The sequence below is a fragment of the Novosphingobium mangrovisedimenti genome (assembly GCF_025153475.1).
Taxonomy (GTDB): domain Bacteria; phylum Pseudomonadota; class Alphaproteobacteria; order Sphingomonadales; family Sphingomonadaceae; genus Novosphingobium; species Novosphingobium mangrovi_A.
The window spans coordinates 134,810-155,615 of the sequence record NZ_JANZXA010000003.1; the positions used below are offsets into that span (position 1 = coordinate 134,810).

At 65.4% G+C, this 20,806-nt stretch carries 19 protein-coding genes; 10 read left to right on the forward strand and 9 right to left on the reverse strand.

Features of this window, described 5'->3' with window-relative positions:
• Positions 1–4 precede the first annotated feature (4 nt).
• Positions 5–457, forward strand: a complete 453-nt coding sequence (locus tag NZK81_RS06280; RefSeq protein ID WP_260044979.1) for a MaoC family dehydratase — start codon at positions 5–7, stop codon at positions 455–457.
• A gap of 139 nt (positions 458–596) precedes the next feature.
• Here the strand turns inward: NZK81_RS06280 and NZK81_RS06285 are convergent, their stop codons facing one another.
• The gene (locus NZK81_RS06285; RefSeq protein ID WP_260044981.1) at positions 597–1,397 is read right to left on the reverse strand and encodes an IclR family transcriptional regulator; all 801 of its coding nucleotides are present in this window, start codon (positions 1,395–1,397) and stop codon (positions 597–599) included.
• Between the two features lie 119 nt (positions 1,398–1,516).
• On the opposite strand from NZK81_RS06285, the gene NZK81_RS06290 reads away from it, so the two are divergent.
• The 5 genes from NZK81_RS06290 to NZK81_RS06310 all read left to right on the forward strand — a co-directional run bounded on the left by NZK81_RS06290 (position 1,517) and on the right by NZK81_RS06310 (position 7,800).
• A complete protein-coding gene (locus NZK81_RS06290; protein ID WP_260044983.1) occupies positions 1,517–3,109 on the forward strand; it encodes an acetate--CoA ligase in 1,593 nt (530 codons plus the stop codon).
• Between the two features lie 144 nt (positions 3,110–3,253).
• Positions 3,254–4,378 carry an FAS1-like dehydratase domain-containing protein gene (locus tag NZK81_RS06295; protein ID WP_260044985.1) on the forward strand — a complete coding sequence of 375 codons (1,125 nt, stop codon included), beginning with the start codon at positions 3,254–3,256 and terminating at the stop codon, positions 4,376–4,378.
• Positions 4,379–4,502: 124 nt separating this feature from the next.
• Positions 4,503–5,525, forward strand: a complete 1,023-nt coding sequence (locus tag NZK81_RS06300) for an alpha/beta hydrolase (protein WP_260044987.1) — start codon at positions 4,503–4,505, stop codon at positions 5,523–5,525.
• 4 nt (positions 5,526–5,529) lie between these two features.
• Positions 5,530–6,744 (forward strand): CaiB/BaiF CoA transferase family protein, encoded by a 1,215-nt coding sequence (locus NZK81_RS06305; RefSeq protein ID WP_260044989.1) that lies wholly within the window; start codon positions 5,530–5,532, stop codon positions 6,742–6,744.
• A 135-nt stretch (positions 6,745–6,879) separates the two neighbouring features.
• Entirely contained in the window at positions 6,880–7,800 is a 921-nt protein-coding gene (locus tag NZK81_RS06310; protein ID WP_260044991.1) for an SDR family NAD(P)-dependent oxidoreductase, read from the forward strand.
• Between the two features lie 6 nt (positions 7,801–7,806).
• Here NZK81_RS06310 and NZK81_RS06315 read toward each other — a convergent pair whose 3' ends face one another.
• The 4 genes from NZK81_RS06315 to panC all read right to left on the reverse strand — a co-directional run bounded on the left by NZK81_RS06315 (position 7,807) and on the right by panC (position 12,150).
• Entirely contained in the window at positions 7,807–9,159 is a 1,353-nt protein-coding gene (locus NZK81_RS06315) for a sensor histidine kinase (RefSeq protein ID WP_260044993.1), read from the reverse strand.
• Positions 9,156–9,842: a response regulator transcription factor gene (locus NZK81_RS06320; protein WP_260044995.1), complete on the reverse strand. Its 687-nt coding sequence runs from the start codon at positions 9,840–9,842 to the stop codon at positions 9,156–9,158. Before NZK81_RS06320 ends, NZK81_RS06315 begins: the two co-directional genes overlap by 4 nt.
• A 556-nt stretch (positions 9,843–10,398) precedes the next feature.
• Positions 10,399–11,172 carry a CsgG/HfaB family protein gene (locus NZK81_RS06325; protein ID WP_260044997.1) on the reverse strand — a complete coding sequence of 258 codons (774 nt, stop codon included), beginning with the start codon at positions 11,170–11,172 and terminating at the stop codon, positions 10,399–10,401.
• Positions 11,173–11,286: 114 nt separating this feature from the next.
• The gene (gene panC / locus NZK81_RS06330) at positions 11,287–12,150 is read right to left on the reverse strand and encodes a pantoate--beta-alanine ligase (RefSeq protein WP_260044998.1); all 864 of its coding nucleotides are present in this window, start codon (positions 12,148–12,150) and stop codon (positions 11,287–11,289) included.
• A 139-nt stretch (positions 12,151–12,289) separates the two neighbouring features.
• Here panC and NZK81_RS06335 point away from each other — a divergent pair, with 139 nt between their 5' ends.
• The 3 genes from NZK81_RS06335 to pgmG are packed head-to-tail and all read left to right on the forward strand — an operon-like array spanning position 12,290 to position 14,802.
• Positions 12,290–13,099 (forward strand): division plane positioning ATPase MipZ, encoded by an 810-nt coding sequence (locus tag NZK81_RS06335; RefSeq protein WP_260045000.1) that lies wholly within the window; start codon positions 12,290–12,292, stop codon positions 13,097–13,099.
• A 13-nt stretch (positions 13,100–13,112) separates the two neighbouring features.
• A complete protein-coding gene (locus NZK81_RS06340) occupies positions 13,113–13,400 on the forward strand; it encodes a J domain-containing protein (RefSeq protein ID WP_260045001.1) in 288 nt (95 codons plus the stop codon).
• Positions 13,401–13,407: 7 nt separating this feature from the next.
• Positions 13,408–14,802 (forward strand): phosphoglucomutase/phosphomannomutase PgmG, encoded by a 1,395-nt coding sequence (pgmG, locus tag NZK81_RS06345; protein ID WP_260045003.1) that lies wholly within the window; start codon positions 13,408–13,410, stop codon positions 14,800–14,802.
• A 2-nt stretch (positions 14,803–14,804) separates the two neighbouring features.
• On the opposite strand, the gene NZK81_RS06350 is transcribed toward pgmG, so the two are convergent.
• Positions 14,805–16,079, reverse strand: a complete 1,275-nt coding sequence (locus NZK81_RS06350; protein WP_260045004.1) for an MgtC/SapB family protein — start codon at positions 16,077–16,079, stop codon at positions 14,805–14,807.
• A 167-nt stretch (positions 16,080–16,246) separates the two neighbouring features.
• Between NZK81_RS06350 and NZK81_RS06355 the strand changes: the two genes are divergently transcribed.
• Entirely contained in the window at positions 16,247–18,724 is a 2,478-nt protein-coding gene (locus tag NZK81_RS06355; protein ID WP_260045331.1) for a ligase-associated DNA damage response DEXH box helicase, read from the forward strand.
• Positions 18,725–18,882: 158 nt separating this feature from the next.
• Here NZK81_RS06355 and NZK81_RS06360 read toward each other — a convergent pair whose 3' ends face one another.
• The 3 genes from NZK81_RS06360 to NZK81_RS06370 form a co-directional block, all read right to left on the reverse strand.
• On the reverse strand, positions 18,883–19,317 hold the full coding sequence (locus tag NZK81_RS06360; RefSeq protein ID WP_260045005.1) for an ExbD/TolR family protein: 435 nt from the start codon (positions 19,315–19,317) through the stop codon (positions 18,883–18,885).
• Positions 19,318–19,346: 29 nt separating this feature from the next.
• On the reverse strand, positions 19,347–19,880 hold the full coding sequence (locus NZK81_RS06365) for an ExbD/TolR family protein (RefSeq protein ID WP_260045007.1): 534 nt from the start codon (positions 19,878–19,880) through the stop codon (positions 19,347–19,349).
• Positions 19,881–20,003: 123 nt separating this feature from the next.
• Positions 20,004–20,768, reverse strand: a complete 765-nt coding sequence (locus tag NZK81_RS06370) for a MotA/TolQ/ExbB proton channel family protein (protein ID WP_260045009.1) — start codon at positions 20,766–20,768, stop codon at positions 20,004–20,006.
• Positions 20,769–20,806: the final 38 nt, after the last annotated feature.

A 20,806-nucleotide genomic window follows, 5' to 3' on the forward strand; every position in this document is an offset into this window, starting at 1 on the left:
AAGGATGCCCGGAAGGTTTTTCGACGAATGGAACGTGGGTGACAGGCTCGTCCATCAGCCCAGCCGCACGGTCACTGAAACCGATAACCTGATGTTCTCGGCGATGACGCACAACATGCAGCCGCTGCACCTCGATGCCGAGGCGGCGAAGGCCAGCGAGTTCGGTCAGATCCTGGTGAACTCGACTTTCACCTTCAGTCTTGCGGTGGGCCTGTCGATCGCGGACACCACGGTGGGCACGCTGGTCGCCAATCTCGGTTTCGACAAGGTGGTTACACCCAAGCCGACCTTCATCGGCGACACGCTCACCTGTTCGAGCGAAGTGGTGGAGATGCGCGAAAGCAAGTCGCGCCCGACGCAGGGCATTGTCGTGTTCAAGCACGAGCTGACCAACCAGCGCGGCGAAACGGCGCTCTCGATGCTGCGCACCGTGCTGCTGAAGAAGAAGGGGGCGTAAGGCCCTCTCAGAGACCGGACGCAAAACCTCCCAATCGTCGCCCCAGCGAAGGCTGGGACCGCTTTCGGCCTCGCGCCATGCCCGCAACGATCCCAGCCTGCGCTGGGATGACGCTTTTTCCTAGATCCCGCCTCGCTGCTTACCCCGACATCTGCTCGCTGAGCATGCGCGCCGCGTTCTGCAGCGCGGCTTTCAGGCGCGGCAGGTTCTCGCCGCGCACCCCGGCGCCGAGGCCGATTGCGACGAGTGCGTGACTGGGGCGGACACCGTCCTCGCGCCCGCCTTTCCAGACTGGCGCGGCGATCACGGTGACGCCCGAGATATAGTGCCCGGCATCGACGGCCACGCCCGTCTCGCGGGCATCCTCGACTTGCGCCTTCCACTCTTCCCAGCTGGGCGCTTCTTCCCAGCGCAGCTTCTCGAAGCGCGGCTTCAGCTCGCTGTCCGGGTAATTGCCGAAGGCCGCGATGCAGCGGCCGGTGGCGGAAACCAGCGCGGGAAAGCGGCTGCCGACTTGTGTGGAAAGCTGAAAGTTCTGGTTCGACTGCGACATGGCCGTCACGATGATGTGATTGAGGCCGAAGACCTGCACGCCCAGCGTGGTCAGGCCGAATTCCTGGCTGATGCGGTCGAGCGCGGGCTGGGCGAGATCGTTGAACCGGTCGCGCCGCAGCCAGTTTCGCGCCAGCGTCAGGACCCCGGAATCGAGCGTGTAGCGCTTGGTCGAGGGATCGAAGGCGACCAGTTCCTCCGCCACCAGCGCCCGCAGGACATAGAGACAAGTGCTCGGCACCAGTCCGAGCTCGCGGGCGATGGCCTGTACGCCGAGTGGCGCGTCGTTCTTTCCCAGCAGGCGGAGGACGGCCGCTGCGCGCGAAATGGCAGGGGCCTTGCTGGCCTTCACGGGGTCCGTGGGCAGGGTGTCGGGCGTGTCGATCATTCAATATGTTGAATAGCATTCAATATTTGCAATAACAAGCCGAATATGCCATTGCGCCCTCCAACAAGTGGACAGGGCGCGAATCGTTCACCGCGGTGCGCTCCGAAACGGGAGAGCCTTTGGTGAAGCTGACCGATTACACGAGCTATGCCGACGCGCAGGCGCACGCCTCTTCGGCCGCGCTCTGGGAGCTGTTCGACGGCGATCGTGAACACCTGAACATCGCGCACGAGTGCATCACGCGTCATGCCGATGGCTCGGGCCGTCCGGCGGTGCGCATTGCCCATGCTGATGGCCACGACGAGATTCTGAGCTTCGATACGATTTCGGCCGGCGCCGCGCAGTTCGCGCACTGGCTCGATGCCGAAGGCGTGAAGCCCGGCGAGCGGATCGCCTTCATGCTCGAGCCTTCGCTGCCTTTCTATGTCTGCCTGTTCGGCGCGATGCAGACGGGCGCGATCTCGGTGCCGCTGTTCACGCTGTTCGGCCCCGATGCGCTGCGTCTGCGCGTGGGCGACTGCAATCCCTCGATCCTGATCACCAATGCCGAGAAGGCGGAGCTTGCCCGCTCGGTCGCCAACGAGGACGGCACCCCGCGCGTCATCGTCGCGGACGAGGCGTTCCTCGCCTCGCTGAAGGATCTGCCGACGACCTACACGCCGAAGACCAAGGCCAGTGACATGGCCGTCTTCCAGTACACCAGCGGCACCACGCGCGAACTGCCCGAGGCGGTCAAGCACTCGCACAAGACGCTCGTCACGCTGATGTTCGCCGCGCTTTACGGCACCGGCATCCGTCCCAAAACGGCCAACAGGGCGGGTGACGAGTTCTTCTGCCCGTCCTCGCCGGCCTGGGGTCATGGCCTGTGGCACGGCACGCTCGCGCCGCTGGCGATGGGCGTGACCACCGGCACGTTCGCGGGCCGCTTTGATCCGGTCCGCCTGATGAAGGCGCTGGACGACTTCAAGATCACCAATATGTCGGCTGCCGCCACCCACTACCGCATGATGAAGAACAGCGGGAAGGGCGGCGACTTCACGTTCCATTTCAAGAAGCTGTCGTTCACCGGCGAGCCGATCGATCCGGCCACGCTCGAATGGATCGACGAGTACTTCAAGGTCCCGGCCTGCTCGATGTACGGCACCACCGAAATCGGCGTGGTGCTGGTGAACTATCCGGGCGCCGAGGATTTCATGGTGAAGCCCGGCTCGCTGGGCAAGCCGGTTCCCGGCCAGAAGCTGGAGGTCCACCGCCCCGACGGCACTGTGTGTGATTCGGGCGAGATCGGCGAACTGATGCTCTGGCGCGGCGGCGGCTGGATGACCACCAAGGATCGCGCCAAGTCGGACGAGGACGGCTACCTCTATCACTGCGGCCGTGCCGACGACGTGATCATCTCGGCGGGCTGGACGATGTCCGCGGTCGAGATCGAGAACACCATGCTGCGTCACGAGAACGTGCTCGAATGCGGCGTGATCGGCGTGCCCGACGAGAAGCGCGGCCAGGTCGTGAAGGCCTTCGTCGTCGCCAATTGCGAAGGCAGCGATGCGCTGACCAAGGAATTGCAGGAATTCACCCGCGAGCGGCTTGCCCAGCATGAATTCCCGCGCATCGTTGAATACGTTTCCGAACTGCCCAAGAACCCGGCGGGCAAGGTCCACCGCAAGAAGCTGCGCGACCTCGAAGCCGAGCGCGCGGGGGTGGCACAATGAATTTCGTCATTGCGAGCGTAGCGAAGCAATCCAGGGTGGTTTGCCCGTCTCTGGATTGCCGCGTCGGCTTCGCCTCCTCGCAATGACGATTGTTTGAGATCGATCGAACCTGGAATTTCAAAAGTTTTTGAGGAGCCAAGAAAAATGTCAGCCAAATTCCCCAAGATCACCGAGGAAGGCCTCGACGATCTGCGCAGCCGCATCGGCGTGAAGATCGAGAACACGATCGAACCGTGGAACTACGAAGCCACCCGCGACGCGATCCGTCACTATGCCCACGGCATCGGCGACGATAACCCGCTGTGGTGCGATCCCGAGTACGCCGAGAAGACCAAGTACGGCTCGGTCGTGGCGCTGCCTTCGTTCCTGTTCACCACCAGCCGTATCGTCTCGGGCTACTGCGGTGGTCTCTCGGGCGTCCACGCGATGTGGGCCGGTGCCGACTGGACCTGGGAAAAGCCGGTCCTGCGCAACGACACCATCCGCGCCGAGGCCTACCTCAAGGATCTCGTCGAGCACCAGACCAAGTTCGCCGGTCGCTCGTTCCAGCAGATCTATCACGTCGACTTCTTCAACCAGAACGGCGACAAGGTTGCCGGCGCCGACAGCTGGGTGTTCCGCACCGACCGTGACGAGGCCCGCGAGCGCGGCACCAAGTACACCGAGGCCCGCGGCCGCGTTGAGCCCTTCACCCAGGAGCAGCTCGACGAATTCTACGACATCTACGACCAGGAAGAGATCCGCGGCGCCACCCCGCGCTACTTCGAGGACGTGAACGTCGGCGACAAGCTGCCGCCGATCATGAAGGGCCCGATGACCGTCACCGGCTTCATCTGCTACGCGCAGGGCTGGGGCGGCCTCTATATCCGCGCCAACAAGCTGGCCTACAAGATGCAGAAGGCGCACCCGGGCCTTGGCATCCGCAACCGCTTCAACGTGCCCGACTGCCCCGAGCGCGTGCACTGGGACGAAGCCTTCGCTCTCGAGGTCGGCGCGCCGGGTGCTTACGACTACGGTCCGGAGCGTTGCTCGTGGCTGACGCACCACATGACCAACTGGATCGGCGACGACGGCTTCCTGCACAAGTCGAACTGCCAGATCCGTCGGCACAACCCGGACGGTGACGCCATCGTCATCACCGGCGAAGTGACGAAGAAGTTCGAAGAGAACGGCAAGAAGTACGTCGAGGTCGAGCAGAAGGCGACCACCCATCGTGGTGAGCTTTCGGCCTTCGGCACGGCCGTTGCGGAACTGCCCAGCAAGGGCTGATCGCGCACCGGCGATCTTCGCCGGTACCGGCCTAAAAAAGGGCAATGCGATTTCGGCCCGGGCCTTTACCCAAGGTCCGGGCCGTGTCGTAAATGGCCTGCCAGAAACGTCCGGAGGAGAGGGCATGGAACAGACCGCGCCAGCCAAGCCGCAATTCGAAGCTAACGGGGACGTTCGAGTCCCGGCCTTCGTGTTGCCCGTTTCGGGCCTCGTCAGCGAGCCCGCCGCCGAGGCGCAGCGCCGCCGTGCGGCCATGCCCGCGTTCGATACCGTGGGCGAGAACGTCGATGCCGCCACGCGGCGCGAACAGATCAACGCCTTCATGGCCCCGCAGATCGCGCGTCTGCGCGAGATGTTCGCGGTGAACATCGAGCGCACCGAGATCGGCGGCGTGGAAGTCCTCGACGTGATGCCTGCCGATGGGAGCCACGATCCGGGCCGCGTGCTGATCAACCTGCACGGCGGTGCCTTCACGGTCGGCTGGGATGGCGTGGCGCTGGTCGAATCCATTCCGATGGCGGTGCTGGCCGGATACCGCATCGTCAGCGTCAACTATCGCATGGCGCCCGAGCACAAGCACCCGGCGGGCGTGGAAGATGTGGCGGCCGTCTATGCCGGACTCCTCGAAGACTATGCGCCCGGCCGGATCGGCATCTATGGCGGCTCGGCCGGCGGTGCGCTCACCGCGCAGGCGGCGGCCTGGCTACCCGCGCATGGTTTGCCGCAGGCAGGCGCGATCGGCATCTTCGGGGCAGGCGGCGTGCCGTTCCATGCGGGCGAATCCGCCTGGACCACCGGTTACATCGATGGTTCGTTCCCGCCGCCGCCCGCCGATGGCAGCGAGCCGGAAGACATCACCCGCGGCTATTTCGACGGCATCGACGAACGCAATGATCCCAGTGCCTGGCCCGGCTATCACCTCGATACGCTGGCGACCTTTCCGCCCACGCTGATCATCACCGGCACCCGCGCGCTCGATCTCAGTCCCGCGATCTATACCAATTCGCAGCTGCTCAAGGCCGGCGTGCGTTCGACGCTGATCGTCGGCGAGAGCATGGGCCACTGCTACCACTATCAGGTGACGATGCCCGAGGGCCGCGATGCGGTGGACCAGATCATCGCCTTTTTCCGACACAACCTGAACTGAGCTTATGCCCGAGACAGAAGAAATCGTCTGGAAAGGCCCGCTCGCCGGTGTGCGCGTGCTCGATTTCACGCGCGTGCTGGCCGGGCCCGCGGCCAGCCTCGCACTGGCCGATCTGGGCGCGGAGGTGTTCAAGATCGAGCCGCCGGGCACCGGCGACGAGACCCGCACCTTCCCGCCCACGCGCGACGGGGAAAGCCACTATTACCTCGCCGTCAACCGCGGCAAGAAGTCGATCGTCGTCGACCTCAAGAGCGAGGAAGGCCTTGCGCTGATCAAGGACCTCGCCGCGAAATGCGACGTGGTGGTCGAGAACTACCGGCCCGGCGTGATGGACCGGCTGGGGCTCGGCTACGAGACGCTGAAGGCGATCAATCCGCGCCTGATCTACTGCTCGATCTCGGGCTATGGACAGACCGGGCCGCTGAAAGACCGCCCCAGCTTCGACATCGTGCTGCAGGCGATGAGCGGTGCGCTCTCGATGAACGGCGAGCCCGACGGCCTGCCGATGAAACTGGGCATTCCGCTCGGGGATCTCGTCGGCGGGATCAATGGCCCGATCGGCATCCTCTCCGCGCTCTACGAGCGTGAGCGGACCGGGGTGGGGCGGCATATCGACGTCAGTCTGATGGACGGGCTGATGGGCATGCTCGGCTATATCGCGCAGCTTGCTTTCTTCACCGGCAGGGATCCGCAGCGGGTCGGTTCGCAGCATCCCAATCTGGTACCTTACGGCATCTTCCCGGCCGCTGACGGCTCGATCGTCATCGCCTGCCTGACCCCTGCTTTCTGGGGCAAGGTATGCCATTCGATCGAGCGGCCAGAGCTGACCGGCGATCCGCGCTACGACACGCTCGAAAAGCGGCGCGACGCGCGCGAGGAGGTCAACGCGATCGTCTCCGCCTTCACCGAGCAGCACAGGGTCGACGATCTGGTCGAAATCTTCACCCGGCATGAAGTGCCGCACGCGCCGATCCTGGGGGTGACCGAGGCGCTCAGTCAGCCGCAGGCTGTCGCGCGCAATATGGTGGTCGAGACCGAGCACGAAACGCTCGGTTCCATTCCCATCGTCAACCGTTCGATCCGCTTCACCGATGCCGAGCAACCCGTGCCCGAGGCGCCGCCCGTGCTGGGCCAGCATACCGATGCTGTCCTGGGCGCCGTGCTCGACCTTTCGCCCGAGCGGATTGCGGCGCTGCGGGCGGCGGGAGTGATTGCGTGAAGCCCCAACCTTCGTCATTGCGAGCGTAGCGAAGCAATCCAGAGCGGTTTGCCAAACACTGGATTGTCGCGCCGGCTGCGCCTCCTCGCAATGACGAAGAGGGGGGACGAAGAGGGAAAGTACAGGAGAGAGCCAATGACCGACCTGCGTTTTGATGACCGCGTTGCCGTGATCACCGGCGGCGGGCGCGGGTTGGGTCGGGCCCATGCGCTGCTGCTGGCGAGCCGGGGCTGCAAGATAGTGGTCAACGATCCGGGCGTTTCGATGGCGGGCGATGCCACCGGGGAAGGCCCTGCCGAGGGGCTTGCCGTCGAAATCCGCGCGATGGGGGGCGAAGCGGTCGCCAATACCGATTCGGTTGCGACGCCCGAAGGCGGCAAGGCGATCATCCAGAGTGCGCTCGATGCCTTCGGCCGCATCGACATCCTGATCCATTCGGCAGGCAACGTGCGGCGCGGCAAGCTGACCGAGCTGGCCTACGAGGACTTCACCGCCGTGCTCGATGTCCACCTCAAGGGTGCCTACCACGTCGTGCGCGAGGCGTTCCCGCTGATGATGGCGCAGGACTTCGGCCGCATCGTGCTCACCAGCTCGATCAACGGCCTCTACGGCAAGTCCGACAATGTCACTTACTCGATGTGCAAGGCCGGGTTCATGGGCCTTTCCAACACCGCCGCGATCGAGGGGCAGAACAACAACGTGAAGTCGAACCTGATCGTCCCGGCAGCGGTGACCCGCATGTCCGACGGGATCGACACCAGCCAGTTCCCGCCGATGACGCCCGAACAGGTCGCGCCGATGGTGGGCTACCTGTGCCATGAGAGCTGTGCGGCGACCGGCGAGATGTACGTGGCGATGGGCGGGCGTCTGGCGCGGGCCTGGGTGGCCGAGAATGCCGGCGTCTATCAGCCGGACTGGACGCTGGAAGATGTCGCGGCGCAGATCGATGCGATCCGTACCGGCGGCGAGGAGCTGGCCTTCCCGCCTGTTCCCGACGGGCAGCTCGAACACCTGCTCCATGGCTTCGGCATGATCCGCAAGGCGCAGGAGGCCTGAGGCGGCTTATTTCGTTTCCGGCGCGACGGTGAAGCAGGCGCCCTTCTCTGACGGCGCAAGGCGTATTTCCAAGTGGTGGCGTTCGGCGATGGCGCGGCACAGCGCCAGCCCCAGCCCGGCGCCTTCGGCCTCGGGATGCCGTTTGCCGCGGCTGAACTTCTCGAAGATCTTCGCATGCTGTTCTTCGGGAACGCCGGGCCCGTCGTCGCTAACGATCAGCGTGGGGCCTTTGCGCAGGACGAGCCAGACCGTGCCGCCGGCTGGCACGAACTTGAAGGCGTTGTCGAGCAGATTGGTGATCAGTCGCATGAGGGCCATTTCCTCGCCCTCGATCCTGACGCCCGGCTCGATATCGCGCTTGAACGTGTGCCCCGATTCCTCGGCGCTGTCGGCATAGAGTTCGCACAGGCGCGCGGCCATGACACTGAGGTCGACTGGCGCGAGGCCGTGCCTGTCGCCGCGCCGGGCCTCGCTCGCGGCGATGTCGAGCAGCGATTCGAGCATGCGGGTGATGCTGCGGATCTCTGTGCGGGCATCGGCGATGCGCGATGCGGTCTCGGAATCCGGAGTGGCTGCGAGTGCTTTGACCAGCCGGTTGTCGAGATGCATCAGCGGCGTGCGGATCTCGTGCGCGACATGGTCGGTAGTGGCGCGGTGTGCGGCGGCGAGTTGCTTGAGTTGGGCCAGGGCATTGCCGGAATGCCTCGTCAGTTCGTCGATTTCGTCGCGGTCGCCGGAGCCCCGGGCCAGCCTTTCGAGGGCGGCGTCGTCCGGCTGGCGGAAGGCGGCATTGATGCTCTCGATGCGACTGGCCAGCCGGTGCGCGGCCATCCAGCCGCCGAGGGCCACGGCGAGCACGGCGAGCATACCGCCGATGAGGAACGCAAGGGCGACCTGTCGCAGCAGGACGTCGAGGTCATGGTGTTCGTGTGCGACCAGCAGCCGCAGGTTCGGCCCCAGTTCGGTAGCGCGCACGAAGGCCTTGGCGGCGTTGTCCAGCTCGATCTCGGTCGCTTCGGAGGCATCGGCCTTTATCTTCGGCCATTTCCCGATGTCGCCGGCGATGCGGTTGCCGTTCGCGTCGGCAAGCAGGTAATGGGCCGAGTTGCCGTTACGCGGCTGCAGCGCCAGGCGGTCTTCGATGCGACTGGCCAGCTGCTCTGCGCCACCGCTCGCATAGATGTCGACCATGCCGGCCAGATCGAGGTCGATGGCCCGTTCCAGCGCAAGGTGATTGGTGCGCTGGATCGTGGCGTCGGTCAGCATCCATAGTCCGAACGTGATTTCCGCAGCCGTGAAGATCGCCCAGAGCACGATCTGGGCGAAGATCGAATGGCGGATTGCCCCCAGGCGGATCACTGGCCATCCAGCAGCCGATAGCCCGATCCCCAGATCGTTTCGAGCGCGGGCCTGTCAAAGCCCTCCTCGAGCTTGCGGCGAAGGCGTCCGATGTTGACGTCGACGACATTGGTCTGGGGGTCGAAATCCATTTTCCACACATCGCGCAGCAGCATTTCGCGGGTCAGGACTTCGCCTCCGTTCTCCATGAAATAGCGGAACAGGTCGAATTCCTTGGGGCTGAGCGAAAGGTGCCGGTTGTTGCGGAAGGCAGTGCGTGCCTTAACGTGGCATTCGAAGGCGCCGTAGAGGATCACGGCGCTGTGCGTGCGGCCCGAAGCGCGGCGATGGAGCGCCCGCAGGCGGGCGAGCAGTTCTTCCGCCTCGAACGGCTTGGCAAGATAGTCGTCGGCGCCGGCATCCAGTCCTTCGGCGCGATCGCTCGTGCGGCCAAGGGCCGACAGCATGAGCACCGGCGTGCCGACCCCGCTTTCGCGCAGGCGCGACAGGATGGTGAGGCCGTCGAGATCGGGCAGCATGCGGTCGAGGATGATGACGTCGAAGCATTCCGTCCCCGCGCGCATCAGGCCGGCATTGCCGGTGGCGGCCCAGGTTACCGTGTCGCCGGTCTGGAGGGCCAGTTCCTGAACTCGCGATGCCGCGCGCGCATCGTCCTCGATATAGAGGATGTTGAGCCCGCTCATGTCACCAATTGCCCCCTAGTGAATGCCTGCAAAACGATTGCAGCGCGCCTTGTCGTCAACTCTATGTGGAGAATTCCCCGCCCGCAATCCGCAACGGACCGGCCCTTGCGCATCGCGGGCAGGGCTGCCTGTCGCGGATGGCGGAGCTGCCCGGCTCGCACGTCCTCCCGAAGACGAACCCTGCAGATCGGTAACCCGCTACGAGGCGGGGGTCACGGGGCGCCACCGAAGGGGACTGGGATGGGGGCGTCCGTTTCCCCGAACCGACTGGTGAGTATGCGCGGCGGGTCTTCGGGACGAACCGGACCTGCGCTTCGTGCCATGGCACGGATACGCAGCATTCCGTTTCGAAAATCTCACCCCCGGACGCGCGATACGCGACAGATCGATCGGTTCCGGGAATAGAGAGAGGGCTGGAAGAAGTCGCCTGACAATAGCTGTTAGGCTAGAGCAAGTCATCTTGCACAAGATCCGGTTTCGAAAAGACAGGCGGGTGCTGGGCCCCGCCCGCCGTCAATCTTGCCGGTTCGTCAGGCCGCGGGCCTTTCCGTGTGCATCACTTTGCTTCCGGTGCGGCAGCCGCTGCATCTTCGGGCAGGCCGCCGAGCTGGGTAACCAGCTTAGTATAGGCGTCGAGATAGGCCAGCACGATGATCTGGCCGATCTCCGTATTCTGGTAGCCGCCGCCGCCAACGCCGCCGAACGTGCCGCCGAAGAAACCACCGCCGCCGGCGCCGAAGCTGACATCGGACTTACGGGCATAGCCTTCGACCAGCGCTTCCTCGACGGTCGTGCGGGCATTGACGATCGAGAGCGTCACGTTGGCTTCGCCCTTCTTGACCTTGATGCCGCCGGCAATGGCGCCGAACCCGCGACCGAACAGGCCGCCACCGATGCCGCCGAGCACGCCACCGACGCCGCCGCCGCCCGAATTGTTGTTGGTCGAGACGATGTCGGGCTGGAGGAAGTAGTCCGCCGCCTTGATCTGGCCCTTGCCGATGTTCGAACCGGCCTGCAGTTCGCCCTGTTCCGCGAGCGCGCGTTCCATGGCGCTGCTCTGCAGCGAGCGTCCGCGGTTGACGAGCGTAAAGCAGCGGGAGCGCTGGACGAAGACGCGCAGGATCGCTTCCGGGCTGCCGAGGTTGAATTCACGCCACCACTTGGTGTCGGGCTCGACGATGGCCACCGTGCCCAGGTTCTGCGTGCAGACGGGGATCTCCCGCATGCCGCTTTCCTGCTGCTTGCGCGCGGAGGACTTGCTTTCGGCAAGCGCAGAACTCGCAGTCAGCGATACTGCCAGCGCGCCGAGCACGCATGCGAATTTCTTCATGAAGAGTAACCCTCCTTCTGCCGCACGAGGATGTGCGGACTACCCAGTCCCAGGACGCGCAGGACCCTAATTCGTGAACGAACTTGGGGCAAATGACGATTTCTGTGAGTTTATTTAGCAGGTTCGGGGCGTCACTGCCATGTTATCTATCAAGCGGGCCTTGCCGATACGGGCGGCGACGAGCAGGCGCATGGGGCGCGCCGCAGGCCGGTCGAGCGGGGTGAGATTTTCCGCGTCGCGCAGCTGTGCATAGTCGATCGCGGCGAACCCGCCGGCAAGCAGGGCCGCTTCCAGTGTCGCCAGGGCATCGTTCACGGGCTCGCCGGCCTCGATGGCGGCGATGGCCGTTTTCATCGCGGCGGGCAGGGCCACGGCCTGCGCGCGCTGTTCGGGCGTCAGGTAGGCGTTGCGCGAGGACATCGCGAGGCCGTCGGCTTCGCGGACAGTGGGCACGCCGATGATGTCGTCCGCGCAGGGGCGGGTCAGGTCGAGATCGCGGGCCATGCGGCGAATCACCGCCAACTGCTGCCAGTCCTTTTCGCCGAACAGGGCGATATCGGGCAGCACCTGGTGGAAGAGCTTGCATACGACCGTGGCGACACCGTCGAAGTGGCCCGGCCGCGCGGCACCGCACAGCCCTTCGCTCACGCCGGTCACGGAGATGTTGGTGGCGAAGCCCTGCGGATACATGGCATCGACGGTCGGCGCCCAGATCAGGTCCACGCCCTCGGCCTCGAGCAGCGCGGAGTCGCGTTCGAGCTGGCGCGGATAGGCGTCCAGGTCCTCTCCGGCACCGAACTGCAGCGGATTGACGAAGATCGAGACGGCGACATGCGCCGCGCGCGCCCTGGCTTCGCGCACCAGTGTCAGATGGCCTTCATGCAGGGCCCCCATTGTCGGGACGAGAGCCAGCGTACCCGTCTTGCGCAATTCGGCGACTGCACTGCGCAGTGGATCAAGGCTGTGGACGGTTTGCATTGCGGGTTACTGCTCCGATATGATGCGGCTTGACCGGCACATGCGCCAGCCATTAGCCGCGGCGCGCCCTGTGCGGCAACGAGTTTGAACATATAGGGGGCCGGTGAACGGGCCCAAAGCAGGAAAGCGATCACAGTCCGTGGCAGCGCATCGTATCGTCTTCGCCAATGAAAAGGGTGGCACCGGCAAGTCCACCACCGCCGTGCATGTGGCCATCGCACTGGCCTATCAGGGGGCGAATGTCGCCGCGATCGATCTCGATCCGCGCCAGCGCACCTTGTTCCGCTATCTCGAAAACCGTGTCGAGACCGAGCGGCGGCGCGAAATCGCCCTGCCCGGGGCGCGTTTCGCGGTCTACGACGGCGACGACATCGCCGAACTCGACGATCTCGCTGAGCAGATCGCGGACGGATACGACTTTCTCATCTTCGACACGCCCGGCCGCGACGATGCCTTCGCCCGCCATGTCGCGACGACCGCCGATACGCTGGTGACGCCGCTCAACGACAGCTTCGTCGACTTCGACCTGATCGGCCAGGTCGAGGGCGAGAGCTTCAAGGTCAAGAAGCTGTCCTTCTATGCCGAGCTCATGTGGGAAACGCGCAAGAAGCGTAGCATGAAGACGTTGAACGAGGGCCGCCGCGAAATGGACTGGGTGGTCGTGCGAAACCGCGTGCAGCATGTCGAGGCACGCAACATGCGCCGTCTCGAGGGGGCGCTGAAGGAGCTGTCGCAGCGGGTCGGCTTCCGCGTGGCGAGCGGTCTTTCGGAGCGCGTTATCTATCGCGAGCTGTTTCCCTCGGGGCTGACCCTGCTCGACAAGGGCCATCTGGGCGAGCTGGGCACCAGCCACCTCGTGGCCCGTCAGGAACTGCGCGGCCTTGTTGCCGGGCTCAACCTGCCGGTGCCGGCGCGTGGCCAGCAGGACCTCGCCTTCGCGGCGGAATGACGATGTCCGCCGCATGAAGCTGATCTGGCTGATCGTGCTGGCCTGCGTGGCCTGGCGCGTGTTCATGGGCCGCTGGCCCTGGCAGAAGAAGCTGCGGGTTCGCCAGACCTTCGCCCTGGCCCACGCGCGCGAAGTGCTCGGCGTGAAGGCTGGCGCGGACCGCAAGGACATCCTGGAAGCGCATCGTCGGCGCCTCGCCGCCGTCCACCCCGACCGCGGCGGCAGCAACGAGCAGGTGCACGAGGCCAATGCCGCGCGGGATCTGCTGCTGGCGGAGCTGTCGCCGGAATCCTCTACCTGAGACGGGCATGAGCGTCGGCCATGGCTTCGATCCGTCGATCCTGCGCGAATACGACATTCGCGGCGTGGTCGGCCAGACGCTGGGGCCGAAAGACGCCTATGCGCTTGGCCGCACCTTCGCGACGGTTCTGCGCCGTGGGGGCGGCAGCAGGATAGCGGTCGGCTACGATGGCAGGCTCAGTTCGCCGGTGCTGGAGGAGGCACTGGTTGAAGGGCTTCTCGCCAGCGGGATTGACGTCGCGCGGATCGGGCTGGGGCCGACGCCGATGCTCAACTTCGCCGAGGCTTCCGCGCAGGACGTGGATGGCGGAATCCAGGTCACCGGCAGCCACAATCCGCGCGACCACAACGGATTCAAGATGGTGGTCGGCGGTCGTCCGTTCTTCGGGGCAGACATCCAGCGGCTCGGGGCCATGGCGGCCGTGGGCGACTGGGAGGAAGGAAGTGGCCGGTGCGAGAGCCGCGCGGTGTTCTCCGCCTATGTCGACAGGCTGGTCGAGGGGCTTGCAGGAATCGCGGACGGGGATCTTGCCGGGCTCCGGATCGGCTGGGATGCCGGGAACGGCGCCGGCGGCCCCGCGGTCGAACTGCTGACATCGAAGCTGCCCGGCGAACACCATCTGCTTTTCACCGAAGTGGACGGGTGCTTCCCCCATCATCACCCGGACCCGACGATCGAGGCTAATCTGGCCGATCTCAAGGCACTCGTCGCGCGCGATAAGCTCGATTTCGGCGTGGCCTTCGATGGCGATGCGGACCGGATCGGCGCGGTCGACGGTACCGGGCGGGTGATCTGGGGCGACCAGTTGCTGTCGATCTTCGCCGAGGACCTGCTGCTGCGCCATCCCGGCGCCACGGTCGTTGCCGACGTCAAGGCATCGCGCACGCTGTTCGACGGGATAGCCCGGCTCGGCGGCTACCCTGTCATGTGGAAATCGGGGCATTCGCTCATCAAGTCGAAGATGCAGGAAACCGGCGCGGCGCTTGGCGGCGAGATGAGCGGCCACGTGTTTTTCGCCGACGACTATTTCGGCTTCGACGATGGCCTTTACGCCGCGGTGCGGCTGATGGCGGCTACCGTGCGGCTGGGCAGATCGCTGACCGAAATGCGCAGCGCCATGCCCGCCATGTTCGACACGCCGGAACTGCGCTTCCCGGTGGACCCGGCCCGCAAGTTCGCGGCGGTCGAAGAGGTGCGCATGCGGCTGACCGAAACCGATGCGCGGGTGGTCGATGTCGATGGCGTGCGCGTCACCGACGACGATGGCTGGTGGCTCCTGAGGGCCTCTAACACGCAGGACGTGCTCACGGCCCGCGCCGAAAGCGATACGGCCGAAGGGCTGGAACGGCTGGTCGGTCGTATCGACGCGCAGCTGGCGCTCTCGGGCCTCGCGCGCGCCTAGTTTCAGAACGCCATCACCAGGGCGCCGGCGGTCACGACGGCGGCGCTGGCTGCAAGGGGGAGGGCGCCGTGCTTGCCCTTGCTCCAGCCGCCCACGCTGGCTGAAACGAAAGCCTTGAACAGCGTGTTGAGCGTGACCGAGACGGCCAGCACGATCGCCGCGGTGACCTGGTGCAGCGTACCGGCGGGCAGGTTGCCCATGGTGATGATCGTCGAATCGACATCGACCGTGCCGGAGACCGCAAGCACCAGCGCCAGTTCCTTGTCGCCGAACTGTTCGAGCACCCACCGCGCGGCGACGGTGAGCGCCATCACGAGGCCGGTGAGCAGGAAGGCGGGGCCGAGGTCGAAGGGGTTGCGCATCGGCATGTCGCCCTGCGGTTCGGAAGGTGGGCCATCGGGCACCTTGCGCAGGTACCAGGCGGTCAGCGCCAGGCTGACCAGGAACCCGGGCACGATCAGGCGCACGAGCGGGCCGAGCGTGAAGGGGGCAAGGGCCGCTGCCAGCACGATGACACGCAGGTACATGACGACCGAGGCCGCAGAGATCCCGGCGGCAAGGATTGCCGTGCTTTCGGTCCCCTGCTTCATCCGGGTGGCCAGCGAGGCCGTGACTGCCGTCGAGGAAACCAGCGAACCGGCCGCCGCCGTCGCGATCACCGCGCGTGTCGGCCCGAGCAGCCGTGCCGCGAAGTAGCCGACGAAGGAAAAGCCCGAGACGAGCACCACCACCATCCACAGCTTGCGCGGGTTCCACGCTTCGTAGGGGCCATAGGGGTGGTCGGGCAGCAGCGGCAGGATGACGAGCGCTATCAGGGCGAAGCGCGCGATCGAGAGCATTTCCTGTTCGCTGAGATGGCGCACCCAGCGGTGAAGCTGCGCGCGCATAGCCAGCAGCAGCACCATGACGACGGCCACTGCCGTGCCGGTCAGGCGTTCCCCGCTGCCGACCAGAAAGCCGGCGGCCAGAGTCAGCAGCGCGACCATGCCCGAAGTGCCGTCGATTCGCCCGCTGGTCCGGGAGGTCCGTTCGTATCCCAGCAGGACCAGCACCATGGTCGCGGCCAGAAGGCTTGTCGCCGGGCCGCGCGCGTCGCTGTAGAGCACGCCGGCGATGCCGCCCGCGAGGCCCATCAGCGCGAAAGTGCGGATGCCGGCGAAGCGGGAGCCCGCGGCCTGCTCGCGCAGCGCCCAGCCGCGCTGCAACCCCACCAGAAGCCCCAGAGCCAGGCCCATGGCGATGTTGATCAGGTGAGCATATCCGGCAAGCGCGTTCATCGGGCCCTTCGCAATGTTTGCGTTTCGCGCTCTTCGGACATGGCGGGTGACACTGCAAGGTCCGACAGCAGTGTGGCGGTGCGCGCGACCGGACTTTTCCCGCGCGCGATGCTATGCTCCGCCGCACCCATGGTCTTGTTCTCCTCTTTCTCCATCAGGTCCTGCCGATGACGGATCGGGGCGGTGTTCCCCCAGAGATCGCCGCGTGGTTCGACGCGCGCGGATGGCGCGTGCGGCGCCATCAGGCGGAGATGCTCGCGGCGGCCGATGCGGGACGCCACGCGCTGCTTGTGGCCGATACCGGCGCGGGCAAAACGCTGGCGGGGTTCCTGCCCACGCTGGCGGCGTTCTGTGCGTCGCGGTTGGCAGGGGGCGGGCCGCCCGAGGGGCTGCACACGCTCTATGTCTCTCCGCTCAAGGCGCTTGCGCATGACGTGCAGCGCAACCTGATTGCTCCGATTGAGGACATCGGTCTGCCGATCCGCGTCGAGACGCGAAGCGGCGATACGCCCTCGGATCGCAAGGCCCGCCAGCGCGCGCGGCCGCCGCACGTGTTGCTCACGACGCCCGAATCGCTCTCCTTGCTGCTGAGCTATCCCGAAGCGCCGGATCTGTTCGCCGGTCTGCAACGGGTCGTCATCGACGAGGTTCATGCCTTCGCCACCGGCAAGCGCGGAGACTTGCTGGCATTGTCGCTGGCGCGCCTGCAGGCGCTCAGTCCCGGCCTCCGGCGCGCCGCTCTGTCGGCCACGCTGGCCGATCCCGATGCCTATCGGGGCTGGCTCGCACCATGGGGAGAGATCGACACGGTCGCGCTTGTCGAGGGTGAGCCCGGCGCCGATCCGCAAGTCGACATCCTGCTGCCCGTAGAGGAGCGCATTCCCTGGAGCGGCCATGCGGCGACATGGGCGATCCCGCAACTGATCGAGCAGATCAGGGCGCACCGCACCACACTCGTCTTCACCAACACGCGCTTTCTGGCCGAATATATCTTCCAGGAGCTGTGGGATGCCAACGACGACAATCTGCCGATCGGCATTCACCACGGTTCGCTCTCGAAAGAGGCGCGCCGCAAGGTGGAAGGCGCGATGGCGCGGGGAGAGCTGCGCGCGCTGGTCTGCACCGCCAGTCTCGATCTCGGCATCGACTGGGGCGACATCGATCTTGTCGTGCAGATGGGGGCGCCCAAGGGTTCCTCGCGCCTGTTGCAGCGTATCGGGCGCGCCAACCACCGGCTGGATCAGCCCAGCGAGGCCTTGCTGGTGCCGGGCAACCGTTTCGAATTCCTGGAAGCCTTCGCGGCTCGGCAGGCAGTGCGCGAGGGGCAGCGCGACGGCGAGGCATTCCGTCCCGGCGGGCTCGACGTGCTGGCCCAGCACGTCATGGCCGTCGCCTGCGCCGGGCCGTTCCGCGAGAGCGTGCTTCTCGCGCAGATCCGGTCTTCGTTTGCCTATGCCTGGGTGGACGAGGCGATCTTCGCGCGCGTGCTCGATTTCGTCGCCACCGGCGGGTACGCGCTGCGGTCCTATGACCGGTTCCGCCGGATCGTGCGCGAAAGGGATGGCGGGGCGGACGACGTCTGGCGGCTGACCCACCCCGAACATGCGGCGCGCCATAGGATGAATGCGGGGATCATCGTCGATGCCGAAATGCTCGACGTGCGCTTCCGCAACGGCCGTTCGCTCGGCAAGGTCGAGGAGGGGTTCGGGGCCAGCCTGCAGCCTGGCGATACCTTCCGCTTTGCCGGGATGGATCTTGAGGTCGAATCGCTCAAGGATCTCGAACTGGTCGTGCGGGCGGCCAGGCGCTCGGCGACGATTCCCAGCTACATGGGGCAGCGCATGCCGATCTCGACGCACCTTGCCGATCGCGTTCGCGCCATGCTTTCCGACCGCGCCGGCTGGGCGCGTTTCCCCGACGACGTTCGCGAGTGGCTGGAGGTGCAGGACTGGCGCTCGCACCTGCCGGCGCCGGGACGGTTGCTGGTTGAGAGCTTCCCGCACGAGAAGCTCGCCTATACGAGCTACTTCACCTTCGAGGGATGGAACGCGAACCAGTCGCTGGGCATGCTGATCACCCGGCGCATGGAAGACCGCGGACTGGGGCCGCTCGGCTTCGTCGCCACCGACTATACGCTGGTGGTCTGGGGGCTGAAGCCGGTCGAGGACCCGGCCGCGCTGCTTTCACCCGATATCCTGACGCATGAATTCGTCGACTGGGTGCAGCAAAGCTATCTGCTGCGCCGGGCCTTTCGCGAGGTGGCGGTGATTTCCGGCCTCGTCGAGCGCCAGCATCCCGGCAAGCGCAAGTCGGGCCGCCAGGTGACCTTCTCGACCGACCTGATCTACGACGTGCTGCGCAAGTACGAGCCTGATCATCTGCTGATACAGGCTGCCTGGGCGGACGCCCGCGCGCGCATGACCGACGTCGCGCGCGTCGCCGACGTGCTCGATCGGGCCGCGCGCGAGATCGATCATGTATGGCTGGACAGGATCAGCCCGCTTGCCGTTCCGGCCTTGTCGATGATCGGGCGGGAAAGCCTGCCGTCGGGCGCCGCGGACGACGAACTGCTGGTGGAAGCGGAAAGTCTCGCGGCCATGGCGATGCGGATCGATGCGCCGGAAGAGGAAGGAGAGGGGGACTGATCCCGGACGGCGGCGCCCGGGATCACGCGGGCCCTGTTTCCCGAAATTCCGGTGCCTCTCGGTTCCGACGAGCCCATGTGGTTCTTCCGACAACGAAAAAGGGGCGGATTTCTCCGCCCCTTTGCTGGTTCCCTTACGGGACCCGATCGGTTTTCGGCTTACTTGCCGAATTCCGAGAACTGTTCGTTGCCGACGAAGCCGAACTTCGTGACCTTCGAAGCCTTGATCAGCTGCAGCACCTGTGCCGAGAGATCGTAGCTTGCGTTCGGCTCGGGCTGGAACTGCAGTTCCGGCTCGACTGCATAGCTCAGGGACTGCTGGAGCAGGTCCCTCAGCATCGGCCCGCCGATCGGCTGACCGTTCCAGAGGATCTGGTTGTCGACAGTGAGCACGATCTTGTTCTTGATCGGGTCGACCGGCGGAGGCGTGTCCGTCGGAGGAGTTGCCACCGGCAGGTCGATATCGATCGAGTGGGTCGCAACCGGGATGGTGATGATGAACATGATGAGGAGAACGAGCATGACGTCGATAAGCGGCGTCGTGTTCATTTCCATCATCGGCGAGCCATCATCCTTGCCGCCTGACATTGCCATGGAAGTTTACTCCTGTTCCTGCCGTAACGTCACGCGTTCGGATCAACGGGGTTGGTGATGAAGCCAACCGTCGGATAGCCCGAAATCTGGACGTTATAGATCGCACCGGCCACACAGCGCCAAGGCGCGTTGACGTCGCCACGGATGTGAACCTGCGGGATCAGTTCCGGGTTCTGCATCAGGGCTTCCGGGCCACCCGCGCGCTTGACGATCGCGTCGAGACGCTTGAACGCCATCTTGCGCAGTTCTTCCGAAGTGACTGGCGTGATGTTGTTGAAGTAGATGCGGCAGTCGCCGCCGCGTGATGCCCCCGTGTAGCCGGGTTCGCCGGCACTGCGTCCAGCTTCGTCGGTGGTCGAGACGGTGAGGAGAAGGTTTTCGACCTTGTCCTTCGATTCGATGGCCTCGATAACCGGAATGCGCAGCTTTTCGATCGTCTGGATCGCGACAGGGACTGCGATGAGGAAGATGATCAGAAGCACCAGCATGACGTCGACGAGCGGCGTCGTGTTGATGTCGGACATCGGTGTGTCGTCACCGCCTCCGCCCGTGGATATCGCCATAGTCTTATCCTAATCCTTGCATTGCCTTGGGGTGGGACGGCGGCTTGCGCATGCGTCGTGCCGCCGCCCGAAACCCATGCGGGGGACGGATCCGGAAGCCCGGCTCCGTCTTGCCCGCGCTCCTTACGACTTGGCCGGAGCGGCAGCCGGCTTGGCGGGAGCGGTCGGCTTGGCCGGAGCAGCGGCGGGCTTGACGGCGCCGCCCGAAGCGATGTTGGCCAGCACGTCGGTCGAGAAGCCGGTCAGCATTTCGCCGATGCGCTTGTTGCGCGACTGCAGGTAGTTGTAGGCAAGCACGGCCGGAACGGCGACGAGCAGGCCGAGCGCGGTCATGATCAGAGCTTCACCGACCGGGCCGGCGACCTTGTCGATCGAGGCCGAACCGGCAACGCCGATGGCGATCAGGGCGCGGTAGATGCCGACGACGGTACCGAACAGACCGACGAACGGAGCGGTCGCGCCGACGGTGGCGAGGAAGGGCAGGCCACCAGCGAGACGGGCGTTGATGGTCGCTTCCGAGCGAGCCAGCGAGCCGTGCAGCCAGTCGTGCGATTCGGTGGGATCCTTCAGCTTGCCGGCTTCTTCTTCAGCCTGCAGGCCGTCTTCGGCGATCTGGCGCCATGCGCTGTTCTTCTCGAGCTTGGCGGTGCCTTCCTTCAGGGTCGGGGCCTTCCAGAAGCTGGCGCGCATGTCGCGGTACTGGCGCATGATCTTCGACTGTTCGAACCACTTGGTGAACAGAATGTAGAACGAGCCGAACGACATGGTGCCGAGGATCACGACGGTGGCGTAGGCAATGAAGCCGCCCTGTTCCAGAGCTTCGGCAAAACCGAATTTGTTCTGCGGCGCGGCTTCGCCGGCGGCGGCAAGGATATCAACGATAAGCATGCGATTTACCTCTCAAGAAGAATGCAGGATGGTGGCCG

Coding starts and splice junctions, on each gene's coding strand:
- NZK81_RS06280 (WP_260044979.1), top strand. CDS start 5: ATGCCCGGAAGGTTTTTCGACGAATGGAACGTGGGTGACAGGCTCGTC.
- NZK81_RS06285 (WP_260044981.1), bottom strand. CDS start 1,397: ATGATCGACACGCCCGACACCCTGCCCACGGACCCCGTGAAGGCCAGC.
- NZK81_RS06320 (WP_260044995.1), bottom strand. CDS start 9,842: ATGAGCGGGCTCAACATCCTCTATATCGAGGACGATGCGCGCGCGGCA.
- pgmG (WP_260045003.1), top strand. CDS start 13,408: ATGAGCGTCGGCCATGGCTTCGATCCGTCGATCCTGCGCGAATACGAC.
- NZK81_RS06350 (WP_260045004.1), bottom strand. CDS start 16,079: ATGAACGCGCTTGCCGGATATGCTCACCTGATCAACATCGCCATGGGC.
- NZK81_RS06340 (WP_260045001.1), top strand. CDS start 13,113: ATGAAGCTGATCTGGCTGATCGTGCTGGCCTGCGTGGCCTGGCGCGTG.
- NZK81_RS06355 (WP_260045331.1), top strand. CDS start 16,247: ATGACGGATCGGGGCGGTGTTCCCCCAGAGATCGCCGCGTGGTTCGAC.
- panC (WP_260044998.1), bottom strand. CDS start 12,150: ATGCAAACCGTCCACAGCCTTGATCCACTGCGCAGTGCAGTCGCCGAA.
- NZK81_RS06295 (WP_260044985.1), top strand. CDS start 3,254: ATGTCAGCCAAATTCCCCAAGATCACCGAGGAAGGCCTCGACGATCTG.
- NZK81_RS06360 (WP_260045005.1), bottom strand. CDS start 19,317: ATGGCAATGTCAGGCGGCAAGGATGATGGCTCGCCGATGATGGAAATG.
- NZK81_RS06325 (WP_260044997.1), bottom strand. CDS start 11,172: ATGAAGAAATTCGCATGCGTGCTCGGCGCGCTGGCAGTATCGCTGACT.
- NZK81_RS06310 (WP_260044991.1), top strand. CDS start 6,880: ATGACCGACCTGCGTTTTGATGACCGCGTTGCCGTGATCACCGGCGGC.
- NZK81_RS06300 (WP_260044987.1), top strand. CDS start 4,503: ATGGAACAGACCGCGCCAGCCAAGCCGCAATTCGAAGCTAACGGGGAC.
- NZK81_RS06365 (WP_260045007.1), bottom strand. CDS start 19,880: ATGGCGATATCCACGGGCGGAGGCGGTGACGACACACCGATGTCCGAC.
- NZK81_RS06370 (WP_260045009.1), bottom strand. CDS start 20,768: ATGCTTATCGTTGATATCCTTGCCGCCGCCGGCGAAGCCGCGCCGCAG.
- NZK81_RS06305 (WP_260044989.1), top strand. CDS start 5,530: ATGCCCGAGACAGAAGAAATCGTCTGGAAAGGCCCGCTCGCCGGTGTG.